At 67.8% G+C, this 25777-nt stretch carries 24 protein-coding genes; 14 read left to right on the top strand and 10 right to left on the bottom strand.

The window, feature by feature from the left end; genetic code table 11:
* Positions 1-30: 30 nt before the first annotated feature.
* Positions 31-705, bottom strand: coding sequence for a response regulator transcription factor (locus tag C3B61_RS03650; RefSeq protein WP_088455531.1), 675 nt, complete (start codon positions 703-705; stop codon positions 31-33).
* A gap of 104 nt (positions 706-809) precedes the next feature.
* On the opposite strand from C3B61_RS03650, the gene C3B61_RS03645 reads away from it, so the two are divergent.
* Positions 810-1631, top strand: coding sequence for a carbon-nitrogen hydrolase family protein (locus C3B61_RS03645; protein WP_103459578.1), 822 nt, complete (start codon positions 810-812; stop codon positions 1629-1631).
* Positions 1632-1635: 4 nt separating this feature from the next.
* Here C3B61_RS03645 and C3B61_RS03640 read toward each other — a convergent pair whose 3' ends face one another.
* Both C3B61_RS03640 and C3B61_RS03635 read right to left on the bottom strand, forming a co-directional pair.
* Positions 1636-2022 carry a DUF7882 family protein gene (locus C3B61_RS03640; RefSeq protein ID WP_240632395.1) on the bottom strand — a complete coding sequence of 129 codons (387 nt, stop codon included), beginning with the start codon at positions 2020-2022 and terminating at the stop codon, positions 1636-1638.
* Positions 2023-2115: 93 nt separating this feature from the next.
* Positions 2116-3120 (bottom strand): alpha/beta fold hydrolase, encoded by a 1005-nt coding sequence (locus C3B61_RS03635; RefSeq protein WP_103459577.1) that lies wholly within the window; start codon positions 3118-3120, stop codon positions 2116-2118.
* A 187-nt stretch (positions 3121-3307) separates the two neighbouring features.
* On the opposite strand from C3B61_RS03635, the gene C3B61_RS03630 reads away from it, so the two are divergent.
* A complete protein-coding gene (locus tag C3B61_RS03630; protein ID WP_103459576.1) occupies positions 3308-4381 on the top strand; it encodes an alkene reductase in 1074 nt (357 codons plus the stop codon).
* A 79-nt stretch (positions 4382-4460) separates the two neighbouring features.
* On the opposite strand, the gene C3B61_RS03625 is transcribed toward C3B61_RS03630, so the two are convergent.
* The gene (locus tag C3B61_RS03625) at positions 4461-5651 is read right to left on the bottom strand and encodes an aminotransferase class I/II-fold pyridoxal phosphate-dependent enzyme (RefSeq protein ID WP_103459575.1); all 1191 of its coding nucleotides are present in this window, start codon (positions 5649-5651) and stop codon (positions 4461-4463) included.
* A 291-nt stretch (positions 5652-5942) separates the two neighbouring features.
* Between C3B61_RS03625 and C3B61_RS19615 the strand changes: the two genes are divergently transcribed.
* From C3B61_RS19615 to C3B61_RS03590, 7 genes are all read left to right on the top strand, one after another.
* The gene (locus C3B61_RS19615) at positions 5943-6491 is read left to right on the top strand and encodes a hypothetical protein (protein ID WP_165791118.1); all 549 of its coding nucleotides are present in this window, start codon (positions 5943-5945) and stop codon (positions 6489-6491) included.
* A gap of 89 nt (positions 6492-6580) precedes the next feature.
* Complete coding sequence (locus tag C3B61_RS19395; RefSeq protein WP_133160225.1) at positions 6581-7387, top strand: hypothetical protein; 807 nt, start codon at positions 6581-6583, stop codon at positions 7385-7387.
* A gap of 139 nt (positions 7388-7526) precedes the next feature.
* Positions 7527-9197 carry a S1C family serine protease gene (locus tag C3B61_RS03610; protein WP_103459572.1) on the top strand — a complete coding sequence of 557 codons (1671 nt, stop codon included), beginning with the start codon at positions 7527-7529 and terminating at the stop codon, positions 9195-9197.
* Between the two features lie 163 nt (positions 9198-9360).
* Positions 9361-10422 carry a glycosyltransferase family 2 protein gene (locus tag C3B61_RS03605; RefSeq protein ID WP_244285821.1) on the top strand — a complete coding sequence of 354 codons (1062 nt, stop codon included), beginning with the start codon at positions 9361-9363 and terminating at the stop codon, positions 10420-10422.
* Positions 10419-11231 carry a CDP-alcohol phosphatidyltransferase family protein gene (locus C3B61_RS03600; protein ID WP_088455539.1) on the top strand — a complete coding sequence of 271 codons (813 nt, stop codon included), beginning with the start codon at positions 10419-10421 and terminating at the stop codon, positions 11229-11231. Before C3B61_RS03605 ends, C3B61_RS03600 begins: the two co-directional genes overlap by 4 nt.
* A 14-nt stretch (positions 11232-11245) precedes the next feature.
* The gene (locus C3B61_RS03595) at positions 11246-12112 is read left to right on the top strand and encodes a glycosyltransferase family 2 protein (protein WP_103459571.1); all 867 of its coding nucleotides are present in this window, start codon (positions 11246-11248) and stop codon (positions 12110-12112) included.
* Positions 12113-12197: 85 nt separating this feature from the next.
* Positions 12198-13481 carry a hypothetical protein gene (locus C3B61_RS03590; protein ID WP_103459570.1) on the top strand — a complete coding sequence of 428 codons (1284 nt, stop codon included), beginning with the start codon at positions 12198-12200 and terminating at the stop codon, positions 13479-13481.
* Between the two features lie 43 nt (positions 13482-13524).
* Here the strand turns inward: C3B61_RS03590 and C3B61_RS03585 are convergent, their stop codons facing one another.
* The 4 genes from C3B61_RS03585 to C3B61_RS03570 all read right to left on the bottom strand — a co-directional run bounded on the left by C3B61_RS03585 (position 13525) and on the right by C3B61_RS03570 (position 16853).
* Positions 13525-14424, bottom strand: a complete 900-nt coding sequence (locus tag C3B61_RS03585; protein WP_244285820.1) for a hypothetical protein — start codon at positions 14422-14424, stop codon at positions 13525-13527.
* A 119-nt stretch (positions 14425-14543) separates the two neighbouring features.
* Positions 14544-15290, bottom strand: coding sequence for an ABC transporter ATP-binding protein (locus tag C3B61_RS03580; RefSeq protein WP_088455542.1), 747 nt, complete (start codon positions 15288-15290; stop codon positions 14544-14546).
* Complete coding sequence (locus C3B61_RS03575; RefSeq protein ID WP_240632398.1) at positions 15290-16090, bottom strand: ABC transporter permease; 801 nt, start codon at positions 16088-16090, stop codon at positions 15290-15292. The genes C3B61_RS03580 and C3B61_RS03575 overlap by 1 nt, the downstream gene beginning before the upstream one ends.
* Before the next feature lie 70 nt (positions 16091-16160).
* The gene (locus C3B61_RS03570; RefSeq protein ID WP_088455544.1) at positions 16161-16853 is read right to left on the bottom strand and encodes a phosphocholine cytidylyltransferase family protein; all 693 of its coding nucleotides are present in this window, start codon (positions 16851-16853) and stop codon (positions 16161-16163) included.
* 468 nt (positions 16854-17321) lie between these two features.
* On the opposite strand from C3B61_RS03570, the gene C3B61_RS20205 reads away from it, so the two are divergent.
* The 3 genes from C3B61_RS20205 to C3B61_RS03555 are packed head-to-tail and all read left to right on the top strand — an operon-like array spanning position 17322 to position 21232.
* Positions 17322-19367, top strand: coding sequence for an ABC transporter ATP-binding protein (locus tag C3B61_RS20205; RefSeq protein WP_341866760.1), 2046 nt, complete (start codon positions 17322-17324; stop codon positions 19365-19367).
* Entirely contained in the window at positions 19343-20917 is a 1575-nt protein-coding gene (locus C3B61_RS03560) for a hypothetical protein (protein WP_208858766.1), read from the top strand. The genes C3B61_RS20205 and C3B61_RS03560 overlap by 25 nt, the downstream gene beginning before the upstream one ends.
* A gap of 18 nt (positions 20918-20935) precedes the next feature.
* Complete coding sequence (locus tag C3B61_RS03555) at positions 20936-21232, top strand: DUF3039 domain-containing protein (RefSeq protein ID WP_088455545.1); 297 nt, start codon at positions 20936-20938, stop codon at positions 21230-21232.
* Between the two features lie 32 nt (positions 21233-21264).
* Here the strand turns inward: C3B61_RS03555 and C3B61_RS03550 are convergent, their stop codons facing one another.
* Together C3B61_RS03550 and C3B61_RS03545 are read right to left on the bottom strand one after the other, a co-directional pair.
* Positions 21265-22602, bottom strand: coding sequence for a nicotinate phosphoribosyltransferase (locus C3B61_RS03550; protein ID WP_103459569.1), 1338 nt, complete (start codon positions 22600-22602; stop codon positions 21265-21267).
* A gap of 145 nt (positions 22603-22747) precedes the next feature.
* The gene (locus C3B61_RS03545; RefSeq protein WP_198414981.1) at positions 22748-24049 is read right to left on the bottom strand and encodes a beta-ketoacyl-[acyl-carrier-protein] synthase family protein; all 1302 of its coding nucleotides are present in this window, start codon (positions 24047-24049) and stop codon (positions 22748-22750) included.
* A 109-nt stretch (positions 24050-24158) separates the two neighbouring features.
* On the opposite strand from C3B61_RS03545, the gene murI reads away from it, so the two are divergent.
* Positions 24159-25046 (top strand): glutamate racemase, encoded by an 888-nt coding sequence (gene murI / locus C3B61_RS03540; RefSeq protein ID WP_103432628.1) that lies wholly within the window; start codon positions 24159-24161, stop codon positions 25044-25046.
* Positions 25043-25777, top strand: coding sequence for a ribonuclease PH (gene rph, locus C3B61_RS03535; RefSeq protein WP_088455547.1), 735 nt, complete (start codon positions 25043-25045; stop codon positions 25775-25777). Before murI ends, rph begins: the two co-directional genes overlap by 4 nt.

Below are 25777 nucleotides of genomic sequence, written 5' to 3'. Positions count from 1 at the left end.
CCCCGGGGGCCACTCACCGGGAGGGCCGCCTCATCCGGCGAGCTCCACGGCGTAACCGGTGCCTCGCACGGTGACGATGCGCACGCCCGCGGCATCGGTATCGATCTTCCGGCGCAGATAGCTGATGTACTGGTCGACGATGTTGGGGTCGATGTGGTTCGTGCCGTTCCAGATCTCTTCGAGAATGGTGGTGCGGTCGACCGTGGTGCCTGCCCTGCTGCAGAGTAGCCGAAGCAACGCCACCTCCTTGGGGCTCATCGACACCGCACGCCCGGCCACGGTCACCCGCAGGTCGCGGGAGTCCAGCACTATGTTGCCGATCTCCACCGTGGTCGGCGCGCCCATCGACCGGCGGCGCAGCAGGGCCCGCACCCTGGCGGAGAGCTCGGCGAACGCAAACGGCTTGGTGAGGTAATCGTCGGCTCCGCTGTCCAGGCCGAAAACCCTGTCGTCGACGGTGTCGCGTGCGGTCAGCAGCAGCACGGGCATGGTGTTGCCCGACTCGCGGATGCGGCGGCAGATCTCAAAACCCGACATCTGGGGCAGCATCACATCGATGGCGGCCAGGCCGAAGCCGTCCCCATTGAGGGCGATGAGTGCGTCGACCCCGGTGGAGACCCGCACCGTCTCGTACCCCTCGGCCTGCAGTCCGCGTTCGATGAGGGCACCCATCTGGTCATCGTCCTCCACGACCAAGATCTTCATCCGTCACCCTTCGCTCGCACCAGGGTCTCATGCTGGCACGTTGCGTGACGCTTCGCTCGCGACCTGCCGACGGCAAGCTGGGAAGCCGCCGCTAGGCTGACGACATGGTGGATGCGCGCGCGAGCGACGAACTCGGGGTGGCCGTGGCGCAGTTCGCGCCCGGCGCTGATCAGGCGGCGAATCTGGCCGCGATGCGCTCGCTGGCCGGTACCGCCGTGGCGCGAGGGGCGGGCATCGTGGTGTTCCCCGAGTATTCATCGTTTTTCGAGAGCCGGTTGGGTGACGCATCCGTTGCCGCCGCCGAAGCGCTCGACGGACCGTTTGTGACCGCGCTAGGTCACCTGGCCGCCGATCTGGGCGTGCACATCGTGGCCGGCATGCTCGAGCGCACCGACGACCCCCACCGGGTGCAGAACACTCTCGTCGCCGTCGACCCCGCCGGGCTGGTCGTGGCGCGGTACCGCAAGCTGCACCTCTACGACGCGTTCGGGTCACGGGAATCCGACCGGGTGCTTGCCGGTGTCATCGAAGCGCCGGAGACCTTCGTGATTGCCGGTCTCACGGTGGGCCTGCAGACCTGTTACGACATCAGGTTCCCCGAGGTCACCCGCCGTCTTGTCGATGCCGGCGCCGACCTTGTTCTCGTCCCCGCGGAGTGGGTGCGCGGACCGCTCAAGGAGCAGCACTGGCGCACTCTGGTCACGGCGCGCGCACTCGAGAACACCGTCTATCTCGCGGCGGCCGACCATGCGCCGCCAAGCGGCGTCGGCGCGAGCATGGTGGTCGACCCGATGGGTGTTGAGCTGGTCACGATCGGGGAAACGACGGATGTGGCCGTCGGCTGGATCTCCCCTGCCCGGCTTGCCGAGGTGCGACGGGTCAACCCCGCCGTTGCCCTGCGCCGCTTCGGCACGGTGCCGCTCTAAGCGCTCATTCTGGCGCAGCCACCGACGACTTCGGCAACGCGGAGGCCGACTTCACCGCGAACGACACATCCATCCCACCCGCGTGATTGGAATCGATGGCGCGTTCTTCGCTGGTGGCGATCAGCCCTTGCGAGCTGTTGGCCGAGCGCGTCAACTGTGCGATCCACTCCGGGTTGAGAGTCGGGGTGTGGCCGCCGGTGAACTTGAAGTACAGCGGTATCGCCGGATTCATCCATGCCGAACTGCGTCCGTCGCCGACCTCGATGGCGTTGCGCCAGGAGAAAAGGAAGCTCTCGCCGCGGCGGAGTTTCTGCACGATCACGACTTGCAGATGAGTCAGGATCCTGTCGTCGAATTCAACGACGACCCGGTCGTAGGACAGGGTGCCCATGAGTTTTCACGTTCACTTCCAGATTGGCCACGCTCGGTGCCGGGAACGGGTGAAAGCGATGATGGGGCACTGACAGAAGAACCGGAGGATCCCTCAACTCTCCTCTGCTGCCCGGCAAAGCGCAAGGAATTCGGGCGAATGCAGAGCCGTGAGCGTGTCGACCGGACGTTCGACGTGGCCGAAGTGGCCGGTGCCGGTGAGTACCGTGACCTCGAGGTCGGCGATCACGCGGGCCAGGCGCCGGTCGTCGTCGTCGCCGACGAAGACATCACGGTCGCCGTGCACCGATCGCACCGGGCACTCGATGCGGGCCCAGGACGCCTCGGCGTTGTAACGACCGGCCCGGCCGGCGGCCAGAGTGAACGAGCGTGGCCGCGTCTCGGCGGCCAAAGCGGACAGCACGCTCTTGTCGACCCGGCGGACGTTGCTGAACAACGGAGCCACCGCGGGGCGCAGCAAGCCCAGCCGATTCAGCCCGGCTGCCAGACCGCGGCCGGCCGCGCCGCACGCCGAGAGAACCCTCATCACGCCGAGCAGGGCCGTGAAGCCGGGCAGCACGGCGAACCGGGACAACGGATGCCGCACGCTGTCGATGACACCGAACGTCGTCGCGGACACCAGTCCGACAAAGGTCGTCTGCCCGGGTCTGCTCGCCGCGAGCTCGAGGGCGACGAACCCGCCCAGCGAGTGCCCGATTACACGCCAACGCCGATACCCTAGGGCGCGCGCGATCTCGGCTACGGCCGCGGCGAGGGACTCAATGGTCTCAGCGTCTTCGTCGATTGCCAGGGGAGTGTCGCCCCAGCCGGGCAGGTCCGGGATGATCAGGTTCTCGAGCGGGGGCGCGGGCAACCGGTCCGCAGCGCGGATCAGCGGCGTCCAGGTGGTCCACGATCCGGCCGCACCGTGCAGCAGGATCGTCGCGGTGCCGGTGGAGCCCGTCGCTGTTCGCCGACCATGCCGCACCGCGACCGGACCGAGGGGCGTGTCGATCAGGCTCGTGCTCAGGCCCAGCCGGCCGGAGTCGTTTGACAGCGCAAACGGGCAGTAGCCCAGGTCGGTGTCGAAACCTGCCGGGACGGCGGTGGCGGTGCTCATAACAGGGGTTCGGTACGGCCGGCGGCCCGGATTGGCGGCCGGCCAAGCCTGAGTTCCGGCTGATCATTTGCCGCGGCCGGAATACCCTGCCCGGTCGCAGAGTTTGCTGAACGGGACGCGTGTTCGACAACGGCGGCACAGCCGCGCATCCACTGCGTCCCCATCCCACAGATATAAGGAGCACCACGTGAGTCTTTTCACCCCGCTGAACCTCGGCGCCCTCGAACTGCCCAACCGAATGGTCATGGCACCGTTGACCCGGATGCGGTCAGGGGTTGACGGCATCCCGGGTGCGCTCAACATCGAGCACTATCGCCAGCGGGCCACCCTCGGCTTGATCGTGTCAGAGGGTGTCTACCCCGATAAGGCTGGCCAGGGCTTCCCAGGCCAGCCGGGCCTGGTCACCACGGAACAGATCGCCGGCTGGGCCAAGGTCGCCGACGCCGTGCACGCCTCCGGTGGCCGCATCGTGGCCCAGGTCATGCACGCCGGTCGGGTTTCCCATCCCGAGATCACCGGAGGGCTCCAGATCGTCGCCCCCAGCGCCATCGCCATCCAGGGCGAGAGCCACACCTACAAGGGCAAGCTGCCCTACCCGGTGCCGCGCGCACTGACCGGCGAGGACCTGCCCGGCATCATCGACGGCTTCGTGCAGGCGTCCCGCAACGCCGTCGCGGCCGGCCTCGACGGAGTCGAAATCCACTCAGCCAACGGGTACCTGCTGCACGAATTCCTCTCGCCGGCCTCCAATCAGCGCGATGACATCTATGGCGGCTCCGCCGAGAACCGGGCCCGGTTCGTGATCGAGGTCGTGACGGCCGTCGCCGCGGCGATCGGCGCCGACAGGGTGGGCATCCGCATTTCGCCCCAGCACAACATCCAGGATGCCGTCGAGACCGACGACGCCGACGTCCTGGCCACCTACGGTGCGTTGGTCGACGGCCTGGCGCCGCTGGGACTGGCCTACCTCAGCGTTCTGAACCGCGACCCCGCGGGCGAGCTGGTGCGCACGCTGCGCAGCCGGTTCGGCGGCCCGCTGCTGGTCAACACCGGATTCAGCGCCGTGACCACCCGCGAGGAGGCCATCGCCCTGCTCGACGACGGTCTCGGCGACGGTGTCGTCGTCGGTCGTGCCGTGATCGCCAACCCCGACCTCGTGCGCCGCTGGCTGGAGAACCTGCCGGTCAACGAGCCCAACCCGGCCACGTTCTACGGCCCGGATGCCGTCGGGTACACCGATTACCCGGCCTACGCGAGCTAGCCTCTCCCGCGGCACGCCCGCGCGCTGAAACCGAAACGGCCCCCTGCTGCAGGGGGCCGTTTTGTGCGCCGAGAGGTGACTACAGGTGGGCGAGACGCGCGGCGGCGTCCTCGAGCACGTCGACGCGCTTGCAGAACGCGAACCGGACGAGCGACGCGTACTGCGCCTTGTGCTCGGGCAGGCAGAACGCCGAGATCGGGATCCCGACCACCCCGGCCAGATCGGGCAGCGCGCGGCAGAACTCGACGGCGTCGGGATGGCCGAGGGGCGCGGCATCCGCCACGATGAAATACGAACCCTGCGGCACCGCGAGGGTGAACCCAGCCGCGCCGAGCCCGCCGGCCAGCACATCGCGCTTGGCCTGCAGGTCGGAGGCGATGCCGGAGTAGTAGGCGTCGGGCAGATCGAGTCCGATCGCCGTGGCCGGCTGGAACGGGGCGCCGTTGACATAGGTGAGGAACTGCTTGACGGCGAGGATCGCCGTGACGATGGCCGCCGGGGCGCTCAACCAGCCGATCTTCCAACCCGTCGTGCTGAAGGTCTTGCCGGCGGAGGAGATCGTGACGGTGCGCTCACTGGCACCGGGCAGGGTCGCGACCGGCAGGTGGGCGACGCCGAAGGTGAGGTGCTCGTAGACCTCGTCGGTCACGATGAGGGCGTCGTGCTTATGCGCGAGCGCAACGATCAGTTCGAGGGTCTCGCGGGTGAAGACCGTGCCGGTGGGGTTGTGCGGGTTGTTGATCAGGATGATCCGGGTGCGGTCGGTCACGACAGCCGCCAGCTCATCCAGGTCGGGCTGAAAATCGGGGGAGTGCAGCCGCACCGATCGATGCACGCCGCCGGCCAGGGCGATCAGGCCGCCGTAAGCGTCGTAGAACGGCTCGAAGGTCACCACCTCGTCGCCCGGTTCGAGCAGCGCCAGCAGGGTGGCGGAGAGCGCCTCGGTGGCGCCGGCGGTGACGAGAACCTCGGTGCCGGGGTCGACGGTCAACCCGTAGAAGCGCTGCTGGTGGCGCGCAATCGCCTCGAGCAGCACCGGTGCTCCCCTCCCGGGCGGGTACTGGTTGACGCCGTCGCGGATGGCCTGACGAGCGGCTTCGAGCACGACGGCAGGACCGTCCTCGTCGGGAAAACCCTGACCCAGGTTGATGGCGCCGGTGCGCATGGCGAGCGCGCTCATTTCCGCGAAAATACTGGCCGAGACGGTGCCGTCGGCGGCGAGGAGCCCGGCGCCTCTGGCGGTGCGACGCCAGGCGCCGCCGATCGTCATGTGGTGACCTGCTGCATACCCCAAATTTACGACATCCCGCCGGCCCAACTCACGCACCCGCCCGTCTAGCCGGATTCCCCCCGGGTGTGCGCAACTCCTGCTCTTCCTGATTCCGTGTCAGGCCGCACCCCGCGAACACCGGTGCGGATGCGCGACCAGCGACGGGTTGCCGGAGTTGTGCAGGTCCACGGCAGGGTTCTGGGTTGTGGATAACTTGCACGCGGGGGAGGGCTGCTGTCATACGGTGGCGGGATGGTGATCGTGGGTGGTGGGCGACGAGGTGTCGGACGGATGGCTACTGCTGCCTGTGTGGGTGGTCTGCTGTTGGGTGCGGCGGGCTGTACGGCGGCGCCGAAGCCCGCGCCTCCGTCGCCCACGCCCACGATCACCCCCATCTTCGCTTCCGACGAGGAGGCGCTCGCCGCGGCCACCGAGGCCTACGCGAACTACCTCAGAGCGTCAGACGAGATCCTCATGGATGGCGGACTAAACCCCGAGAGGATACGAGAATTCACTTCAACGGAGCTGGCGAAGTCAGAAATCGGTAGTTATCGTGAAGCTCAGGCGCAGAACCTTCGAAGCACTGGAGGCAGTGCATTCTCGAATTTCACCATTCAGTCAGTTGAACCTGGGCCGGGAACCAAGGACGTGGTGACGGCGTACGTGTGTTCTGACGTCTCTGTCGTGGATGTACTCAACGAAGCCGGCGAGTCGGTAGTTTCGGCCGACCGTCCAGACAGGACTCCATTTGAGATTACTTTTGATCTAACAGAGAACAGCACTCCACGACTTGTAGTGGCGAGCGCCGCGGTGTGGAAGGGCGACGGAGTCTGCGGATGAGGTACCTGGTGGTGACTCTCACGGTGATGACCCTGCTTTTGTTGGTAGCTCCCGCCGCTGCGACGGCCGACAGCGGAGGCTGCAATCGATTGACGACTCAGACGGGCGTCTGCCCGGGCGCCTCGGTCGGCGACGGCGGGGTCGACCTCAGCGCAGACCGGGAGGTCAACACGCCTGGACGTCAGGGGTCTGGTTCCGGCAACGGCCGCGACGGCGATGGCGGTGGCGGCTCGGGAGGCGGCGAGTGGGATGGGCTCCCTGACGGAGTCAGCCTGGTTCCCGGGGGAGTCCCCGTCGACCGGGGCGACGCATCCGGCGGACTGGGCACGGGTCCGAGGCGCCAACCGATAGTGGCGCCGGCCGACCCCGCGGTGCCGGTGTGCCAGCCTCAGACGCCGTGCGATCCCGATCTGGTCGTGCGTGTCAGTGACCTGGTCAGTATCCCGGCCGACCCGCCCACTCAAGGGATGGAACCCAACGGTTGGCTCGTCGTCGGCGTCCCGGCCAACTTCTTCGCCACGGCGTCGGCCCATGTCCGGTCAGGGACCCTCCTCGGCGCCTCGGCCGAGGTGCGGTTCACCCCGGTGGGATTCCGGTGGGATTACGGCGACGGAACGTCGCGAACGTCGGCTTCGGGCGGAGCGACCTGGGCGGCCCTGAACCTTCCCGAGTTCTCAGAAACCTCAACTAGTCACGTGTTCGAGAGCACCGGCACGCTGTCGATCGGGCTGGTCGTGTCATATTCGGCCGAGTATCGCTTTGCCGGTGCCGAATGGCGCGACGTGCAGGGTCTGGTGCTGGTGCCGACCCGCCCGATCACCGCGATCGCCGACCGCGCCGGCACTGTTCTTGTGGCCGAGTCCTGCCTCGGCAACCCCGGCGGCCCCGGCTGCTGAGAGGCATCGGGCCGCTGCAGGACCACGTCGTTCCGCGAGCCGGGCAAGGTCACGGCTTCATCATTGATTGCTCCCAGTCTGCGCATATCAAACGTTCAGCTTTAGGCGAGAAGCTAGCTTCGCTTGGAAGGAGCACACCATGACCGACAACACTCAGGACCCGGGCACCACCCCCGACCAGCCTCAGGACAACGCACCGTTCGAGGTCAACTCGTCGGGTGAAGCCGCAGCACAACCCACCGCAGCACAGCCCACAGTTCCACGCGCCGCCGACAACCAGCCCACCGAGGTGCTCGGTTCGGGAGACGCCACGGTCGCTGCCCCGGCGCCCACGGCAGCTGAGCACCAGGCCGCCGCGCAGCAGGCAGCAGCGCACCAGGCCACAGCCCAGCACGCTCAGGCAGCACAGCCGACGCACCCCTACACCCAGGCGCCCCCCGCCTACCCCACGGATGCCTTCGGCCGCCCGATTCCGGGCCCGGACGGGTCCACCCCGATTTACGCCCCCACCCCGGCGCAGCAGCAGGCCTACGCCAACGCGAACGGCTACCCCGCGCAGCCGTCGGGTGCACCGAAGGCGCCCAAGGACCCCAACCGCCGCAAAGGCAACGTGGCCTTCGTCGCCGCGCTCGCCATCGCCGCCCTGGTCGGCGGGGTCTCCGCAGCCGGTGTTTCCGCTGTCGTCTACTCCAGCCAGAGCAACGGCACCCCGGCCAGCGAGGCCCAGGGCCCGAGCACAGTGGTCGTCAACAACACCGACAGCGTGAACGAGATCACCGCCGTCGCCGCCAAGGCGTCGCCCAGTGTCGTCACCATCGAGGTCGCCGCGGGCGACTCCGGCGGCTCCGGCTCCGGCGTCATCCTCAGCGAAGACGGTTACGTCCTGACCAACACCCACGTCGTCACCCTCGACGGCGCCGCCGCAGACGCGACCATCCAGGTGAAGGCCAGCGACGGCAAGCTGTACGCGGCCACCCTGATCGGCACCGACCCGGTTTCCGACCTCGCCGTGATCAAGCTCACCGACGCGTCAGACCTCACGCCCATCACCTGGGCGGACTCGAGCGATCTCAACGTCGGCGACACCGCCATCGCAATCGGCGCGCCACTCGGCCTGTCCGGCACCGTTACCAACGGCATCGTGAGCGCCCTGAACCGCAGCATCACCGTGGCGTCCTCCGCCGCACCCACCACGCCCGACGAGACCACGCCAGACGAGGGTGACGGCAACTTCTTCAACTACGACCTGCCCAACCGGGACGGTTCGACCCCCGACACCCCGGACACCCAGGCCACCCAGAGCAGCATTTCGCTCGCGGTGATCCAGACGGATGCCGCGATCAACCCCGGCAACTCCGGCGGAGCCCTGCTCAACAGCAAGGGCGAACTGATCGGCATCAACGTCGCCATCGCCAACGCCGGTGGCAGCTCGACCGCCACCACCGCCGGGAGCATCGGTGTCGGCTTCTCGATCCCGGCCAACCTGGCCAAGCGGGTGTCGGATGAGATCATCGACACCGGATCTGCCACGCACGGCCTGCTCGGCGCCAGCGTCACCGGCGCCACCAGCACCGACAGCGACACCGTCGGCGCCCTCATCAGCGAGGTGTCGTCCGGCGGAGCCGCCCAGAAGGCCGGCCTGAAGGCCGGTGACGTCGTCACCAATTTCAACGGTGTTCCCATCACCGACGCGACCGACCTCACCGCCCAGGTGCGTACCCTCGCAGCCGGAGCCACCGCCGACCTCACCTACGTGCGTGAAGGCGAATCGGTGACGGTGTCGGTCACCGTCGGCGAGCTCACCAGCTAGCCCGGATCAGCTCCTTCCTTCCTCCTGCGCCGCCGGTCCTGCACCGGCGGCGCAGTTGTGTCCGGGGCCGCGGCCGCCAGCTCGGAGGCGTGCCACAGGTAACGCGGACCGAGTGAAAAGACTCGGCTGCTAGGCTCAGGCGATTGCCCGAATGAGTGGAAAGATGGCCAGCCCAGTGCACGAGAGCGCAGACACAGTGCTGATCGGCGTCTCGTACATCATGCCCGTGCTCAACGAGGCCAGCCATGTACGAGCGGCGGTCCAGAGCCTGCTCGAGCAGGACTACGACGGCCCGTTCGAGGTCACCCTGGCCCTGGGGCCGAGCATCGACGGCACCACCGAACTCGTCGAAGAGATGGCCGCGGTGGATCCGCGCATCCGCGTCGTAGCCAATGAAGTCGGGTCGACGCCGGCCGGCCTCAATATCGCCATTCGCGCCTCCACCTTTCCTGTCGTGATCCGCGTCGACGCCCACTCGGTGCTTCCGCGCGACTACGCCCGCATCGCCGTCGAGACGCTTCAACGCACCGGCGCCGACAACGTCGGCGGCATCATGGATGCCCAGGGCACCGCCCCGTTCCAGCAAGCCGTCGCCCGCGCCTACGGCACCCGCATCGGCCTGGGCGGCACTCCGTTGCACGTCGGCGGCCCCGAGGGCGAAGCCGAGACCGTGTACCTCGGCTGCTTCCGCCGTGACAGCCTGCTGCGGGTGGGCATGTTCGACGAGGGCATCAAGCGCGGCCAGGACTGGGAACTCAACCGCCGCCTGCGCGAGCACGGCGGCTCGGTCTGGTTCACCCCGGCGCTGAAGGTCACCTACCGGCCGCGGCCCAGCCTGTCCCGCCTGGCCCGCCAGATGGTCTCCACCGGACTGTGGCGCGGCGAACTTGCCCGCCGGTTCCCCGAATCCAACGGCCTGCGCTACTTCGCCCCACCCGTGATGGTACTCGGCGTCACCATCGGCATCCTGCTCGGCCTCGCCGGTCTGGTGCAGGTCCTGCTGGGCGGACCGGGCTGGCTGCTGCTGGGTTTCCTGGCCCCGCTGGCCTACCTGCTCATCGTCGTGGCGGCCACCATTGCGTCGACCCGGTCCGACGGCGTTCGTGTCGCGCTCTGGTTTCTCGTAGTCTTGCCGTGCATTCACTTCTGCTGGGGTATCGGCTTCCTGCTCGGTTACCTCAAGCTCACCACCAACATCTCGGCACACACGGGAAGACATCAATGACGTCTGGTTCGCCCAACACGGCTCGGCCCTCTTCGATCGCCGAGCTTCGTGCCGTCGCGCAACCTCCCGAGGTGCGGATGCGCGCCAACGCCGAGCACTGGACGGCGTCGCTGTACCTGCGTGACCTGTCGCCGTACCTCACCTGGCTGCTGCTGAAGACGCGCATCTCGGCCAACGGCGTCACCGGCCTGATGATCCTCGTCGGCTGGTCCACGGCCGCGGCGCTGCTCATTCCCGGCATCTGGGGTGCTCTGCTGGCCCTGGTGCTCGGCCAGCTGCAGATGCTCGTCGACTGCTGCGACGGGGAGGTCGCCCGTTGGCGTAGGACGTCGTCACCGGCCGGGGTGTTCCTCGACAAGGTCGGGCACTACTCGACCGAGGCCCTGATCCCCATCGCGCTGGGCATCCGCGCCGCCGCCTACCCGTTCGAAGCACCCGCCGACTTCCTGTTCACCACGCTGGGCCTGGCCCTGGCGCTGCTGATCGTGCTCAACAAGGCCCTCAACGACATGGTGCACGTTGCCCGCGCCAACGCCGGCCTGCCCAAGCTGGCTGACAACAAGGGTGAGAAAGTGCCGCAGGCCGGCCTGATCGCTACCCTGCGCCGCCTGGCCCGGTTCCTGCCCTTCCACCGCCTGTACCACTCGGTGGAAATGACGATGGTGATCTTCGTCGCCGCAGTCATCGGCCTCGTCCTCGGTCAGCCGATCACCGACCGGGTCTTCCTCGCCGTCCTCGTTCCCCTCGCTTTCCTAGCGCTGATCGGCCACTTCCTGGCGATCATGGCCTCGAAGCGAGTGCGCTCCTGAGGTCAGGCGACAGCGTGCCCGTCACCATCGGTGTGGTCGTGCTCACCCAGGGCCGCCGCCCGGACGACCTCGAGCGCGGCATTCGCAGCCTGCTCGCCCAGGAAGACGTGCAGCTGGACATCATTTGCGTGGGCAACGGCTGGCAGCCCACCGGCCTGCCCAGTGGCGTCGCCGCGCTCGCCCTGCCCGAGAACCTGGGCATCCCCGCCGGCCGCAATCGCGGCGTGGAGCACGTGGGCGGCGACTACCTTTTCTTCCTCGATGACGACGCCAGCCTGCCGGATCCCAGGTTCCTGATCGACGCCGTAGGGGTGCTGCGCGCCGACCCCAGCATCGGTCTGCTGCAGCCTCAGGTCGTCGACCCGGCCGGCCTGACCGCGCCACGCCGCTGGATTCCACGCATCCGCAAGGGCGACGCCGCACACTCCAGCGCGGTGTTCTCGGTGTGGGAGGGTGCTGTGCTTCTGCCCAGACCCGACTTCGACGCCACCGGCGGCTGGGCCGAACCGTTCTTCTACGCCCACGAGGGCATCGAGCTGGCCTGGCGGGTCTGGGACCAGGGCCTGCGCACCTGGTACGCGGGCAACCTGGTGGCAAACCACCCGGTGATCCTCCCCACCCGGCACGCCGATTTTTACCGGCTCAACGCCCGCAACCGCGTCTGGATCGCCCGGCGCAACCTGCCACTGCCGCTGATACCGCTCTACGTGGGGTCCTGGACGGCGATCCAGGTGCTCCGCGGAGCCCGCAACCCGGCTGCCCTCAAGGCCTGGTTCCGTGGCTGGTGGGAGGGGTGGGTCACCGACCCCGGCGAACGCCGTCCGCTGGCGACCCGCACCATCTGGCGGATGACCCGCGCGGGCCGGCCCCCCGTCATCTGAGCGGGGCCTAACGATTGGCTACCGGTGCGCCCCTTCCGGGGGGGCGGTAGGCCCTAGGTCCCGGCCCGGTGGGTAGGCTGGAGCAGTGGTAAGCAGCAAAGACGTCCGACTCGCAGCAAAGCTGGTGAAGGATGTGCTCGGTTCCCGCAAGGCTCAGCGCCTACTCACCGAGCGCCTCGCCGTACGCGGCCCGCTGCCCGCCAATACTTTCAAGATCGCCGTGTACTTCGCGGATGGCCCGGTGAACCTTTACCAGATGCGCCAGTGGTACAAGCCACTCGCGAAGCTGGCCGAGACCTGGCCCGTGGTCGTCCTGAGCCGCACCGCCGGCGGCACGATGAAGCTGATCGAAGAGAGCCCGATCCCGGTCGCCTACGTGCGCAAGGTGTCCGACCTCGAACGAGTGATCGCCGAGCAGGACATCCGCATCGTCCTGTACGTGAATCAGAACTCCCGCAACTTCCAGATGATGCGCTACGGGCGCCGCTGGCACGTTTTCATCAACCATGGTGAGAGCGACAAGATGTACATGACCACGAACCAGTTCAAGGCCTACGACTACTCGTTCGTGGCCGGTCAGGCCGCCGTCGCCAGGCTCGGCAAGGTGCTCTGGGACTACGACTTCGACAAGCGGGCCATCACCATCGGTCGGCCCCAGGCCGACCACTACTCGGGCCGGTTACCGTTCACACCCGACGAGCGCACCGTTGTGCTCTACGCGCCCACCTGGGAGGGCGACCGCGCCGCCGCCGCGTACGGCTCCATCGCCACGCACGGCGTGGCCCTGGTGACGGCCCTGTTGCGCAGCCCCCGGCACCGGTTGGTGTACCGCCCGCATCCGCGTTCAGGTGTGGTCGACCACGAATACGGTCTGGCGAACAAGCAGATCATGGCCGCGATCAACACGGCGAACAGCCGTGATGCCAGCGCCCAGCACATCATCGACACCGGCGCGGAGCTTGGCTGGCAGCTCTCCGCCGCCGACGTTGCGATCGTCGACATCTCGGCGATGGTCTACGACCGCCTTGCATCGGGCAAACCGCTCATGGTGACGCGGCCGCTGAACCCTCTCGCCGCCATCGACATCAGCGGGTACCTGTCCGACTGCGAGTGGCTTGACGCGGGCGAGACCGCCGGTATCGTCGAGACCCTCGACGAGCTTGTGAACGACGACGGCGCCGAACAACGTCTGCGCGTCTGGGTCGAGCAGTACTTCGGCGATCCCACGCCCGGTGCGCCGACGGCGCGGTTCCATGCCGCGATCGAACATCTGATGACCGAATGGGACCGGTTCGCCCAGGTGCACGCCGGCGACGACGACGGCCTCGCCGAGTTCGTCGAGGAAGTCAGCGAGACCGAAGACGTCTGAGTGATCGGGTAAGGCGGGCAGGGTCAGGCCGGTCGGGCTCTGCTTAGAGGGGTTCCGCCGGTGCGGCTGCATCCGGCTTGACCGGATCCGCGCCGGTCGGCCGGCGGCGGAGCGGCCGGGGGAGCGCCCGGAGTGCGCCGTGGCCCAGCTGAGTGAGCCGGTTGCCGGGAATCACGGCGCCGTCGCGCAGGGTGATGGTGTGCGCCCGCGGGTCGAGCTCCGGGCGGAAGGTGGCGGGCGCCTGACCGAACGCGAGCCTGGACGAACCGATGACCCGCTTGCCGAGAATGTGGTTGCCCATTCCGCCGATCACGGCGCCGATGCCGAATGGCACGGCCTTGCCGATCAGGCTGGCTCCGCCCTTGGCAGCGAACTGCCGGATGAAGGTGCGCTTGAGGCGGTCTGTCAGCGGCCCCATGATGGCGCGGGGCAGGCTGGTGGTCACCAACTCTCCCCAGTAGGCAGTACGGGCCACTCCTCCGCCGGTGACCTGACCGGCCAGCTGACGCACCAGGTCGGAGCCCTCGTGGCCCAGCATCATGGTCATCACGAGCGCCCTCGCGCGCTCAGGATCACTCACCGTGATCCCGTGCACCTCGCTGACGGACTGGGAGAAAAGAGCGGTCGCCTCAAGAAAGCCGGCCGTCTCGACGCCGGACAGAGCGAGCGTGATACCGGTGCCGACGCCGGGGATCACGGCCGTCGCGCCGACCGCGGCGCCGCCGCTGGTGACAGCGGCGAGATATCGCCGCTCCAGAATGCGCACAAGCTGTTCCGGCGAGGCATCGGGGTGACGGTGGCGAATGCTGCGGATGTGGGCGAGCACAGCGGGGCGATGAATCGCCATGACCCTGTCGAAACCGGTGGCGACGCCGGATGGCAGCTGGCCGCCCTGCGGCAGCCCGCCGGTGGGCGACAGCAGTGGTGTGGGTTTCTTAGCCATGGTGCGGTCCTCCTCGGGTGCAGAAGCACGAGTTTACGGTTCGAAACTGAGCATCGTCGAGGTAATTCCCAGCCAGATTTGTGCGCGTTGGCCGTGACGAATCGTGGTCGGGCGACGTCTCAGGCCTTCTTGATGCCGTACTCGGCGTTGTACCGGTCGAGGACGTCGTTGATCGGGGCGTCGAGGACCAGCTCGCCCTTGTCGAGGTAGAGGCCCCTGGCGCAGAACCGGCGCAGGTCGCGCTCGTTGTGCGACACGAAGAACAGGGTGCGTCCGCCGGCCAGCAGCTCTTCGATGCGGCGGTAGCACTTCTCGCGGAACGCCTTGTCGCCGACCGCCAGCACCTCGTCGACGAGGATGATCGGCTCCTCGAGCCTGGAGATCACGGCGAACGCGATACGCACCTTCATGCCGCTGGACAGGTGCTTGTACGGGGTATCGATGAAGTCGGCGATCTCGGCGAACTCGATGATGTCGTCGAAGCGGGAATCGATCTGCTTGCGGGTCATGCCGTGCAGACCTGCCGTGAGGTACACGTTGTCGCGCACGGTGAGGTCGTCGACGAAGCCGCCGGTGATCTCGATCAGCGGGGCGACACCCTCGATGACGTTCACGGTGCCCTCGTCGGGCAGCACAACACCCGTGACGAGCTTGAGCAGGGTGGACTTGCCCTGGCCGTTTCGGCCGACGACCCCGATCGCCTCACCGCGTTGCACGGTGAACGACACGTTCTGCAGCGCCCAGAACTCACCAGACCTGGTGCGGCGGCGGGTGCCGGCGAAGAGGTCCTTGAAGCTGCGGCGGCTGCGCCGATTCCGGCGGAACCTGATTCCGACGTCGTTCAGCGAGATGACGGTCTCGGTCATCAGATCTCCTTCAGCACGGCACGCTCGGTGCGGGAGAAGACCAGCAGGCCGATTCCGAGGAATGCCACCGACATGGCTGCGCTGACGGCCACGACGAACCAGTCCAGCTCGCCGGGGAAGAACGCGGCCCTGTAGAGGCTGAAGATGCCGCTGAGCGGGTTGAACGCCGCCCAGAAGTGCAGCTGCTCCGGCAGGTCACTGGTGCCGTAGATGATCGGCGACGCGTAGAACAGAAAGCGCAGGATGAGTTTGACGGCTCGCTCGAGGTCGCGGAAGAACACGACCAGTGGGGCCACGATGAGGCCGACTCCGGCCGTGAGCACGGCTTGGATGAGGATGGCCAGCGGGAAGAAAATCGCATCAACGTTGACCTCGGCGCCGGACCAGATCGCAAAGACGATCAGGACCGGAATGGCGGCGATGAACTCGATGCCCTTGGACAGCACGAGCCGGTTGACCCAGATGGTGCGGGGGATCCGGGTGGACCTGATGAGTTTTGCCTCACGCAGGAATGCCCGGGTGCAGTCGGAGACGGCCCCGTTGAACCACATCCACGGCAGCAGTGCGGCGAGCAAAAAGACGATGTACGGTTCGTTGCCGACGGTGCGCTGGAAGACCTGGGTGAAAACAAACCAGTAGATGCCGGCCATCACCAGCGGGTCGAGGATCGACCAGAAGTAGCCGAGCACGGAGGTGGAGTACCGCACCCGCAGGTCCCGCTGGGTCAACAGCCAGAGGGAATGACGGTAACGCGCAAACGGGGTGCGCTGTTCAGGACGCACCTGAGCGTAACTACTCACGCGCTCTATCGTATGGGAGCGGATCGGGGCGCCGCGCCATCGACGCGACCGCCCCACGGCTCCAGGCTGATCAGACGAAGAGGTTGGCGCGCTCGAGGTCTTCGGCGAAGTCGACCTCGACGGCGTAGAAGTCGGAAATGTCGACGGGCTCCACGAGCATGCGGTTCTTCTCGATCGCGAGCTCGATGCCGCGCTCGAAGTAGTCCTGGTCGCCGACCTTGCTGAGGTGGTGGATGAGCATGGGCTTGTCAGCGGCAGACACATAGTTGATGCCGACAGCCTCGCCGAGCCCGTTCTTCACGGTCTTCGACAGCTCCTTGATGTAGCCCTCGGCGCTCGTCGTGTACTTGACTTCCTCGTCAGACACCTTCGACGTGTTGACCGTGACGAAGGACTGGTCGCGCTTCATCATCGCGGCAGCGCGATCGAGGATAGCGGGATCGAATACGACGTCGCCGTTCATCCACAGCACGCCGCCGCTGGCGGACGCGCGGAGGGCGCGCAACAGGCTCTTCGACGTGTTGGTCACGTCGTACTGCTCGTTGTAGACGAAGGATGCCTGCGGGAAAGCCTCGATGATGTGCTCGAGCTTGTAGCCGACGACGATGGTGACCTTGGTCTTCTTGCCGAAGGCGTGCTCGATGTTGTCGAACTGCTGCTGCATGATCGTGCGGCCGTCGTTGAGTTCGGTCAGCGGTTTAGGAAGGGAGCGGCCGAGGCGGCTGCCCATTCCTGCTGCAAGTATTACTACCTGGGTGGTCACGAATATCTCCTAAGAAAGATCTGGGTGGCCCCGCAGCGGTCGGACGTTTTCGCCGAGTTTGCCTGCGGTTCACCCCTAAGTTCACGTATAGACACACCGTTATGCCACCTTCAGACTACCCGACGACCCCGTTCTGGGGGAAGAGACGGTCAGAGGCGTGTCCTGATCGTGACGATTCGTGCGGCCCTGTGACCTGCGATTCCGGCACGAGTTTTGGTGAGAATCCGCCTGCGACCGCCGCCAGCCCCAGCGAGGTCAGACGGTCCTTGGTAAGTTAGCGAGGTGACTCCAGTGCCTCCGAACTCCGAGCCTGACGAGCGGACTCCGGTCTTGCCCGTTCCCGATACGGAGCCGGAACGCGAGGGTAGTGCCATCGAACACAACGCCCCTGCGAACCGAGCCCCTGAGCCCGATTCCCTTTCAACGACAGCACCAACCACCGGCGCGTTGCCGCCCCGCAAGCCTCCGGTGCGCCGCACCCCCCGAACCACGACGTCCTCGGCCGGTGGGGCGTCGAACGCGCCCGCCGCATCCGACGCCGACACATCGGTTTCAGCCGACACAGCAACCGCCGACGGGTCGACAACCCCGGTGAAGCCTGCGCGCAGCACGACCCGCGCACCGCGCACCCCTGCGACTCCGCGAGCCACGTCGACGCCCCGCGCTCCGGCCAAGAAGAAGCCGGCCGCCGCTGCGCTGGCGGAGGACGTGTCGGTACCGACGACGACGCCCGTGTCCCCGGCCGCCGCCGAACCCGCAACGGCCCCGGCGCGCGTCACGGTGACGCGCACCCCCGCTGCCCGCAAGGCGCCGGTGAAGCCCGCGGTCGCCAAGGCCACCAGGCTGCCGGCCACGACGACGTCCACAGCCGATACCGCGGAGGCCGTCGAGGCCGCCGCCGCAGCCACCGAGCTGGACCTGCCCGCCGGCCCCGCGGAGGTCGGCCCCGAGAAGGCCAAGACCGCGGCCGCCCGCTCGAGCAGCGCCCGGACCGCGGCTTCGAAGGCCGCTGCCGCCAAGGCCGCTGCCGCCAAGACCGAATCGGCCACCAAGGCCGGCGCGGCCCGCGCCGCAGCGACCAAGTCCGCCGCGGCGAAGTCTGCCGCCGCCAGGACCGCCGCCACAGCGTCTGCACGTGCCGCCACCGCGGCTGCAGCCGCCGCCGCTGCGGCACGATCGGCTGCCGTTGAGGACTCACCAGCCGCTGCGGAATCCGTCACCAAAGAGCCCGTAACGAATGCGCCCGTCGCCTCAGTGCCCGACACGGCCGCGCCCGCTGCACCCGAGCCCGACGCCACCATGGTGCTGCCGGTCGTGCCGGTCGCCCCCGCGCTCTCCGCCGACGACGAGACCGTCGTCTTGACGATGCCGGCCTCCCCGGAGTCCGACGACACCGTTGTGCTCACCGTGACCCCTGCGACGAGCGCCCCTGCCAACGAGCCGGCCGCACCCGCGAAGCGGCCGTTCTGGCGGCTGCCCAGGTTTGCTCCGAAGCAGACCGAGGCCGTGTCTCCGACCGACCTCGGCGCTGCCGAGCGCACGGATGCCGTGGCAGCCGAGGCATCAGCGAGCCCCGAAGCCCCTGTTGCACCCGCTCGGGCTACGGTGCCCGTCGTCTCGGCCGCGGATCGCACCGGCCAGGCCACCGCGGTCCCCGAACCCGTTGTCGGTGCCACGGCGCAGCGCATCCCGCCGGTCGTGCGCAAGCCGATGGCCCCGCGCACCGGCGCATCCGCCGTCATCGGTGCGTCCCCTCGCGTGGAGATCGCGGTCAGCGGGCTGAACAAGAGCTTTGGCCAGAACGTGGCCGTCGCCGACGTCAACCTCGAAGTTCGGGCCGGGTCGTTCTACGGAATCGTCGGCCCTAACGGCGCGGGTAAGACCACCACGCTGTCGATGATCACCGGGCTGCTGCGGCCGGACTCCGGTTCGATCCAGGTACACGGCGTGGACGTGTGGGCCGACCCGATCGCCGCCAAGCGCACCATTGGAGTCCTCCCTGACCGGCTGCGGCTGTTCGACAGGCTCACCGGTGCACAGCTTCTCTACTATTCGGGCGTGCTGCGGGGCCTCGAGAGCGAAACCGTGCGGGCCCGGTCCGCCGACCTGGCCGCGGCGTTCGGCCTTGAGGATGCTCTCAACCGTCTGGTCGCCGACTACTCGGCGGGCATGACCAAGAAGATCGCCCTGGCCTGCGCCATGATCCATTCGCCGCGCGTGCTGGTGCTCGACGAACCGTTCGAATCGGTCGACCCGGTGTCGGCCGTGAACGTCACCGAGATTCTGCAGCGCTACGTCGCTGCCGGCGGAACGGTGATTCTCTCCAGCCACGGTATGGACCTCATCCAGAGGGTCTGCGACCACGTGGCGATCATTGTGCAGGGTTCGGTGCTGGCCGCGGGAACGATCGACGAGGTGCGCGGCAACGTGTCACTCGAAGAACGCTTCGTCGACCTCGCCGGCGGACGAAAGGTTGCGGAGGGCCTGGAGTGGTTGCACAATTTCTCGGACTGAAACTGAGGCTGCTCGCCAATCTGTTCCGGCGTAGCCCCTGGCAGGTCGTGGGAGTGGTGCTCGGCCTGCTCTACGGGCTGCTCGTCGCCGCGGCCCTGGTGGCCATGCTCATCACGTTCCGGTTCGTCGACGACGTCGGCGCCATCCGGGAGGGCCTCATCGTGGCCGGCTCGCTGGTGGTGCTCGGCTTCTTCCTCGTGCCGCTCGTCTTCGGCGTGGACGACAGCATGGACCCACGCAAGTTCTCCACCCTGGGCATCCCGAACAAGCAGCTGTCGTTCGGCCTCGCCGTATCCGCACTCGTCGGCGTACCGGCGACCACCCTCGCGCTGGTGCTGCTGGGCACCATCGTCACCTGGTCCAGGGGTGTGGGGGAGACCCTGTTCGCCATTCTGGCGGCCGCGCTGCTTCTAGCGACCTGCATGCTCGCCTCCCGGGTGAGCACGTCCATCTCGGCATTCCTGCTGTCCACCCGCCGCGCCCGCGAGTTCACCGGCATCATCGGCATCCTGCTGATCGTCATGATCACCCCCGTGGTGGTCCTGCTGGTCAATGTGGACTGGAGCAAATACGGGCTCGACGTGCTCGGCGGTTTCGCGAGCATCCTCGGCTGGACGCCGCTGGGCGCAGCGTGGGCCGTGCCGGGAGACGCCGCTGTCGGCGACTGGGGGATCGCCTTCCTCAAGCTCCTCATCGCCGCCGCGACCGTGTACCTGCTCTGGCTCGCCTGGCAGGGTCTGGTGGCCCGGATGCTCATCACGCCGGGTCGCGAGGCTCAGGCCAAGGCCTACGGCGGCCTGGGCTGGTTCGACCGGATGCCGCACAACCCGATCGGTGCGATCGCCGCGCGCAGCATCACCTACTGGGGCCGCGACCCGCGCTACTGGGTCTCGCTGATCATGATCCCCATCGTCCCGGTCCTGGTGATCCTGCCTCTCGTCTTCGCGGGGATGCCCTTCGAATACCTCGTCCTTGTTCCGGTGCCGCTGATGTGCGTCTTCCTCGGCTGGACGCTGCACAACGACGTCGCGTATGACCACACCGCCATCTGGCTGCACGTGGTCTCCGGACCGCGCGGAGTGGCCGACCGCGTCGGCCGGCTCGTTCCGGCGCTCTTCGTGGGCATCCCGTTGATCGGGCTGGGCTCGGCCGTCAGCGTCAGCGTGCACGGGGACTGGGCGGTGCTGCCCGGTCTGCTCGGCGTGAGCACCTGCATCCTGCTCGCCGGGCTGGGCTTTTCCAGCTTCACGTCGGCCCGGTTCCCCTACCCGGCGACCAAACCAGGGGACAGCCCGTTCGCGCAGCCGCAATCGTCGGATACCGCCGCCGCGATCATCCAGTCGTTCACCTTCGTCGGGTCCATCGTGGTGGCCCTGCCGGCCATCGTGTGCGCCGTTCTGGGTGTCTTCGTGGATCCGCTGTGGAACCTGCCGGCTCTCTACTGGGGGCTCGGCATCGGCTTCGTCATGCTGATCGGCGGGGTCTGGCTGGGCTCGCGGACCTTCGAACGCCGTGGTCCCGAAATGCTCTCCTCCGCATTGCGCGCGTAGCTGCATACACTTGATTCCATGACACACGACATTCGCGCGAGCATCGCAGAGCCTGGCCGCGGCCCAGATATTGGTGGCGGAACATCCACCCTCGATCGTGAACTCGAGGAACTGCTCAACCAGGAGCAGATCGAGCCCGGTGACCACGAACGCTTTTCGCACTACGTGCCGAAGGACAAGATCCTCGAGTCGGCGATGACCGGCAAGCCGGTCAAGGCGCTGTGTGGCAAGAAGTGGCTGCCGGGCCGCGACCCGGAGAAGTTCCCGGTCTGCCCGACCTGCAAGTCAATCTACGAAAAGATGAAGCAGGACTAACCCGTTCGTTGGTAGAGCTTGTCGACACCCCGCTAGCGGAACACCGTCGGGATGACGGCGTCGCCGCGGCCGAGCCTGAACGCATCGATCGGCAGCTCACGCATGGCCGCGGCGTTCTGCTCGCGGGCCAGCCGGGTGCCGGCTGCGCCCACGTAGCGTTCGTCGACAACCCCGGCCTCCATGAGCGGCACCAGCAACGACCGCTCCGTGGCTCCGGCGGCGCGGGGTTCGTGGGCGTCAACCGGTGCGTCCGTCGGGCCGTTCGCCGCCACCATGACGACCTCTTCGCGCGCCGTGCCTGTCGCGTCAAGCAGTCGTACGGCGCTCTTGCGCCCGCCGACCGAGGCCTTCGAGGCCGAGGTTTTCGCCACCGAAACCCACTCGTCTGCGGTGTTCCTGTGCGCCACCAGCTTGTAGACCATGCCGGCAGCCGGTGCGCCGGACCCTGTTACGAGTGAGGTACCCACCCCGAACGCATCCACCGGCGACGCGGACAGCGCCGCGATCGAGTACTCGTCCAGATCGCTGGTGACGGTGATCTGGGTGTTCACGGCGCCGAGCGAGTCCAGCTGGGCGCGCGCGGCGGCGGCGACGGTGGGAAGGTCGCCGGAGTCGATGCGGATCGAACCCAGCCCGGTGCCGGCCACGGAGACGGCCAGTTCGATGCCGCGCTCGATGTTGTAGGTGTCAACGAGCAGCGTGGTCGACGCGCCGAACGCATCCACTTGGGCGCGAAAGGCGTCCTCTTCGGTGTCGTGCAGCAGGGTGAAGGAATGCGCGGCGGTGCCCATGGTGGGGATGCCCCAGCTCCGGCCGGCTTCGAGGTTGCTGGTGGAGGCGAACCCGGCGATGTACGCGGCGCGGGCCGCGGCTACGGCGGAGTGTTCGCCCGTGCGGCGGGATCCCATCTCGGCCAGCGGCCGGCCCAGGCTCACCGACACCATGCGGGCGGCGGCGCTGGCCACGGCGCTGTCGTAGTTGAGCACGCTGAGGATCAGGGTCTCGAGCACGACGCACTCGGCGAAGGTGCCGTCGACCTGTATCAGTGGCGAGCCCGGGAAGTACGCGTCGCCTTCGCGGTATCCCCAGATGTTGCCGCTGAAGGAGTAGTCCGCCAGCCAGTCGAGGGTGGGCGGGCGCACCACGTTGTTGGCGCGCAGCCAGTCGAGTTCAGCGTCGTCGAACCTGAAATCACGGATCAGGTCGAGCAGGCGGCCGGTGCCGGCCACGATCCCGTACCGTCGGCCCGCGGGCAGCCGCCGGGCGAAGGCCTCGAACATGCACTCCCGGTTCGCGGTGCCGCTCTGGATCGCGGCATCCACCATGGTGAGTTCGTAGCGGTCGGTTCGAAAGGCAGAAGTCTCGGTCACGCGAGAAGCCTAGCCGTCACCGCACTGCCCGGACTGGACGCCCGGTGCACACCCTCCCGCCGCCCGTTCGCCGAGATACGTCAAACGGCCCCGTCAGATGCACTGAAGGGGCCGTCTGCGGCAACTCGCGGATCCCGGCTGGGGCCTACAGGGCGCCGAAGGCGACGATGCAGTTCTGGCCGCCGAAGCCGAACGCGTTCACCAGGGCGTGCTTGATCGGCTGGATGCGCGCGGTGAGTGGCGTGTAATCCAGGGTGCAGTCCGGGTCGGGGGTGCGCAGGTTGATCGTGGGCGGCACAATGCCGTTCTTGATCGACAGGGCGCCGACCAGGGCGGACAGGGCTCCGGCAGCGCCGATCATGTGCCCGGTCATCGACTTCGGCGCGGTGATGGAGATCTTGTCGGCGAAGTGGCGCAGCGAATTGCGGATGGCGAGGGTCTCCGCCTTGTCGTTGGCCTGGGTAGAGGTGCCGTGGGCCACGATCATGTCGATGTCGGCCGGGTTGAGCCGGCTCTTGTCCAGGGCGCGGGTGATCGCCTGGCTGGCGTAGGTGCCCGACGGGTCGGGGGCCACGATGCTGAAACCGTCGCTGGTGAGGGCGCCGCCGAGCACCTCGGCGTAGACGCGGGCACCCCGGGCTCGGGCGTGGGAGAGCAGCTCCATGACGAAGACCACGGCGCCCTCGCCGAAGACCAGACCGTTGCGGTTGGCGTCGAACGGACGGCTGGCCTCGGTGGGTTCGTCGTTGTGGGTGGAGGCGGCGTGCATGGCGTTCAGCCCGGCGAACATCACCGGGGTGATGGCGGCCTCGACGCCGCCGGCGATGACGACGTCGGCGTCACCGGTGACGAGCATGGTGCGCGCCTCGAGGAGGGCATAGGCACCACTCGCGCAGGCCAGGGCGCTGGCGTTCACCGGGCCGTGCACGCCCAGGTCGATGGCGATCTCGCAGGCGGCCATGTTCATCAGCGACTGCGGAACGAAGCGGGGCGAGATGCGGCGGGCGCTGCCGGCGTTGACGTGCTCGGTGGCATCCTGGATCTCGGCGTAGCCGGACACGGCGCTATTGACGATGACGCCGGTGTGGATACCCTCCATCGACGGCCCGAAGCCGGCGTCCGCGACTGCCTCGCGGGCCGCGGCGATCGCCAGCTGGGAGGCGCGCGAGGCCCGCTTGACCTGCTTGATCGACATCCGCGTGGCCGGGTCGAAGTCCTTCACCTCACCGGCGATCTGGGTGGGCAGGTCGGTGGCGTCGAACTGCGTGATGCGGGCGACACCGCTGCGGCCGTTGGTCAGGCCGTCCCAGGTTTCGGTCCACGAATTACCGAGGGGCGTCAGTGCGCCCAGTCCGGTGATTACGACTCGATCATTCATGACGATCATCTCCTCAGACGGCGCGAGGGACGTCTCCGGTGCGGGCTCTGCCTGGTTGGCCTGGCCCATATGCCGAGTGTAGTTACGGCTATATTCCGGCCCACGTACGTTGGGCGGTTCTGGGCATATAGCGGTGTCAAGCGTGGTCGAAGGCCGAACCCGGCTAGGCTTGATCGACGTGACTGATGCACCGATTGGGATTTTCGACTCCGGGGTCGGCGGGCTTACCGTCGCCCGGGCCATCAAGGACCAACTGCCCAACGAGTCGATCCTGTATATCGGCGACACCGCGCATTCGCCCTACGGGCCGAAGAAGATCGCCGATGTCCGCGAGTACGCACTCGAGGTTCTCGACGACCTGGTGTCCCAAGATGTGAAGTTGCTGGTAATCGCCTGCAACACCGCTTCTGCGGCCGTGTTGCGGGATGCCAGGGAACGTTACAGCGTCCCGGTGATCGAGGTGATCCAGCCCGCGGTGCGCCGTGCGGTGGGCACCACCCGCAACAAGAGGGTCGGCGTGGTCGGTACGGCGGGCACCGTGAACTCTCGGGCCTACAACGACGCGTTCGCCGCGGCCACCGACATCCAGCTGTTCTCGCAGGCATGCCCGCGCTTCGTGGAGTTCGTCGAATCCGGAGTCACCACCGGCGCGGAAGTGTTGCGCGTCGCCGAGGAATACCTCGCACCGCTCAAGGCCGCCGACGTGGACACGCTCGTGCTCGGCTGCACCCACTACCCGTTCCTGCGCGGGGTCATCTCCTACGTCATGGGTGACGCGGTGACGCTGGTCTCCAGCCACACTGAGACGGCCAACGACGTATACAGGGTGCTGGTGGGCCAAGGCCTCGAACGGGTGGATGCCGCCCCGCCCAGCTACCGCTACGAGGCCACCGGCGATAGCGCCGACGACTTCCTCCGCCTCGCCCATCGCCTACTCGGCCCGGAGATCTCCCACGTGGACCTCGTCGCGACCGGCACCATCAGTCTCAGCGAGGTGACCAGACTGGCCGCCTCGACCGCTCCATCCCGCCTCTTCACCCCCCGTCATTCCAAGGAGAACCCGTGACCGACATCCTGCGCGCCGATGGCCGCACCAACGACCAGCTGCGCCCCGTCACCATCGAGCGCGGCTGGAGCGACCAGGCCGAGGGATCCGCGCTGATCTCCTTCGGTCGAACCAAGGTGCTCGCCACCGCGTCGTTCACCAACGGCGTGCCGCGTTGGATGGCCGGCAAGGGCAAGGGCTGGGTCACCGCCGAATACTCGATGCTGCCGCGCTCGACGAACTCCCGCATGGACCGCGAGTCGGTCAAGGGCCGTATCGGTGGCCGCACCCACGAGATCAGCCGGCTGATCGGTCGGAGCCTGCGCGCCGTCGTCGACATGAAGGCGCTGGGCGAGAACACCATTGTCATCGACTGTGACGTGCTGCAGGCCGACGGCGGCACCCGCACCGCCGCCATCACCGGCGCCTACGTGGCGCTGGCCGACGCCCTTGAATGGGGCCGTGAGAAGAAGTTCATCGCCCAGAAGGCCCAGCCGCTCACCGACAGTGTCGCGGCCGTCTCGGTGGGCATCATCGCCGGCGTGCCGATGCTCGACCTCGCCTACACCGAGGACGTGCGCGCCGAGACCGACATGAACGTCGTCGTCACCGGTCGCGGCAAGTTCATCGAGGTGCAGGGCACGGCCGAGGGCGCCCCCTTCGACCGCAGCGAGCTCGACTCCCTGCTCGACCTGGCCCTCGGCGGGGCGATCACGCTCACCGAGCTGCAGAAGACCACGCTGGGCCGCTGA

Source organism: Cryobacterium zongtaii, from assembly GCF_002909375.1.
Lineage (GTDB): Bacteria > Actinomycetota > Actinomycetes > Actinomycetales > Microbacteriaceae > Cryobacterium > Cryobacterium zongtaii.
The sequence above is the reverse complement of the archived record's forward strand: the minus strand, read 5'-3'. Positions and strand labels throughout refer to the sequence as shown.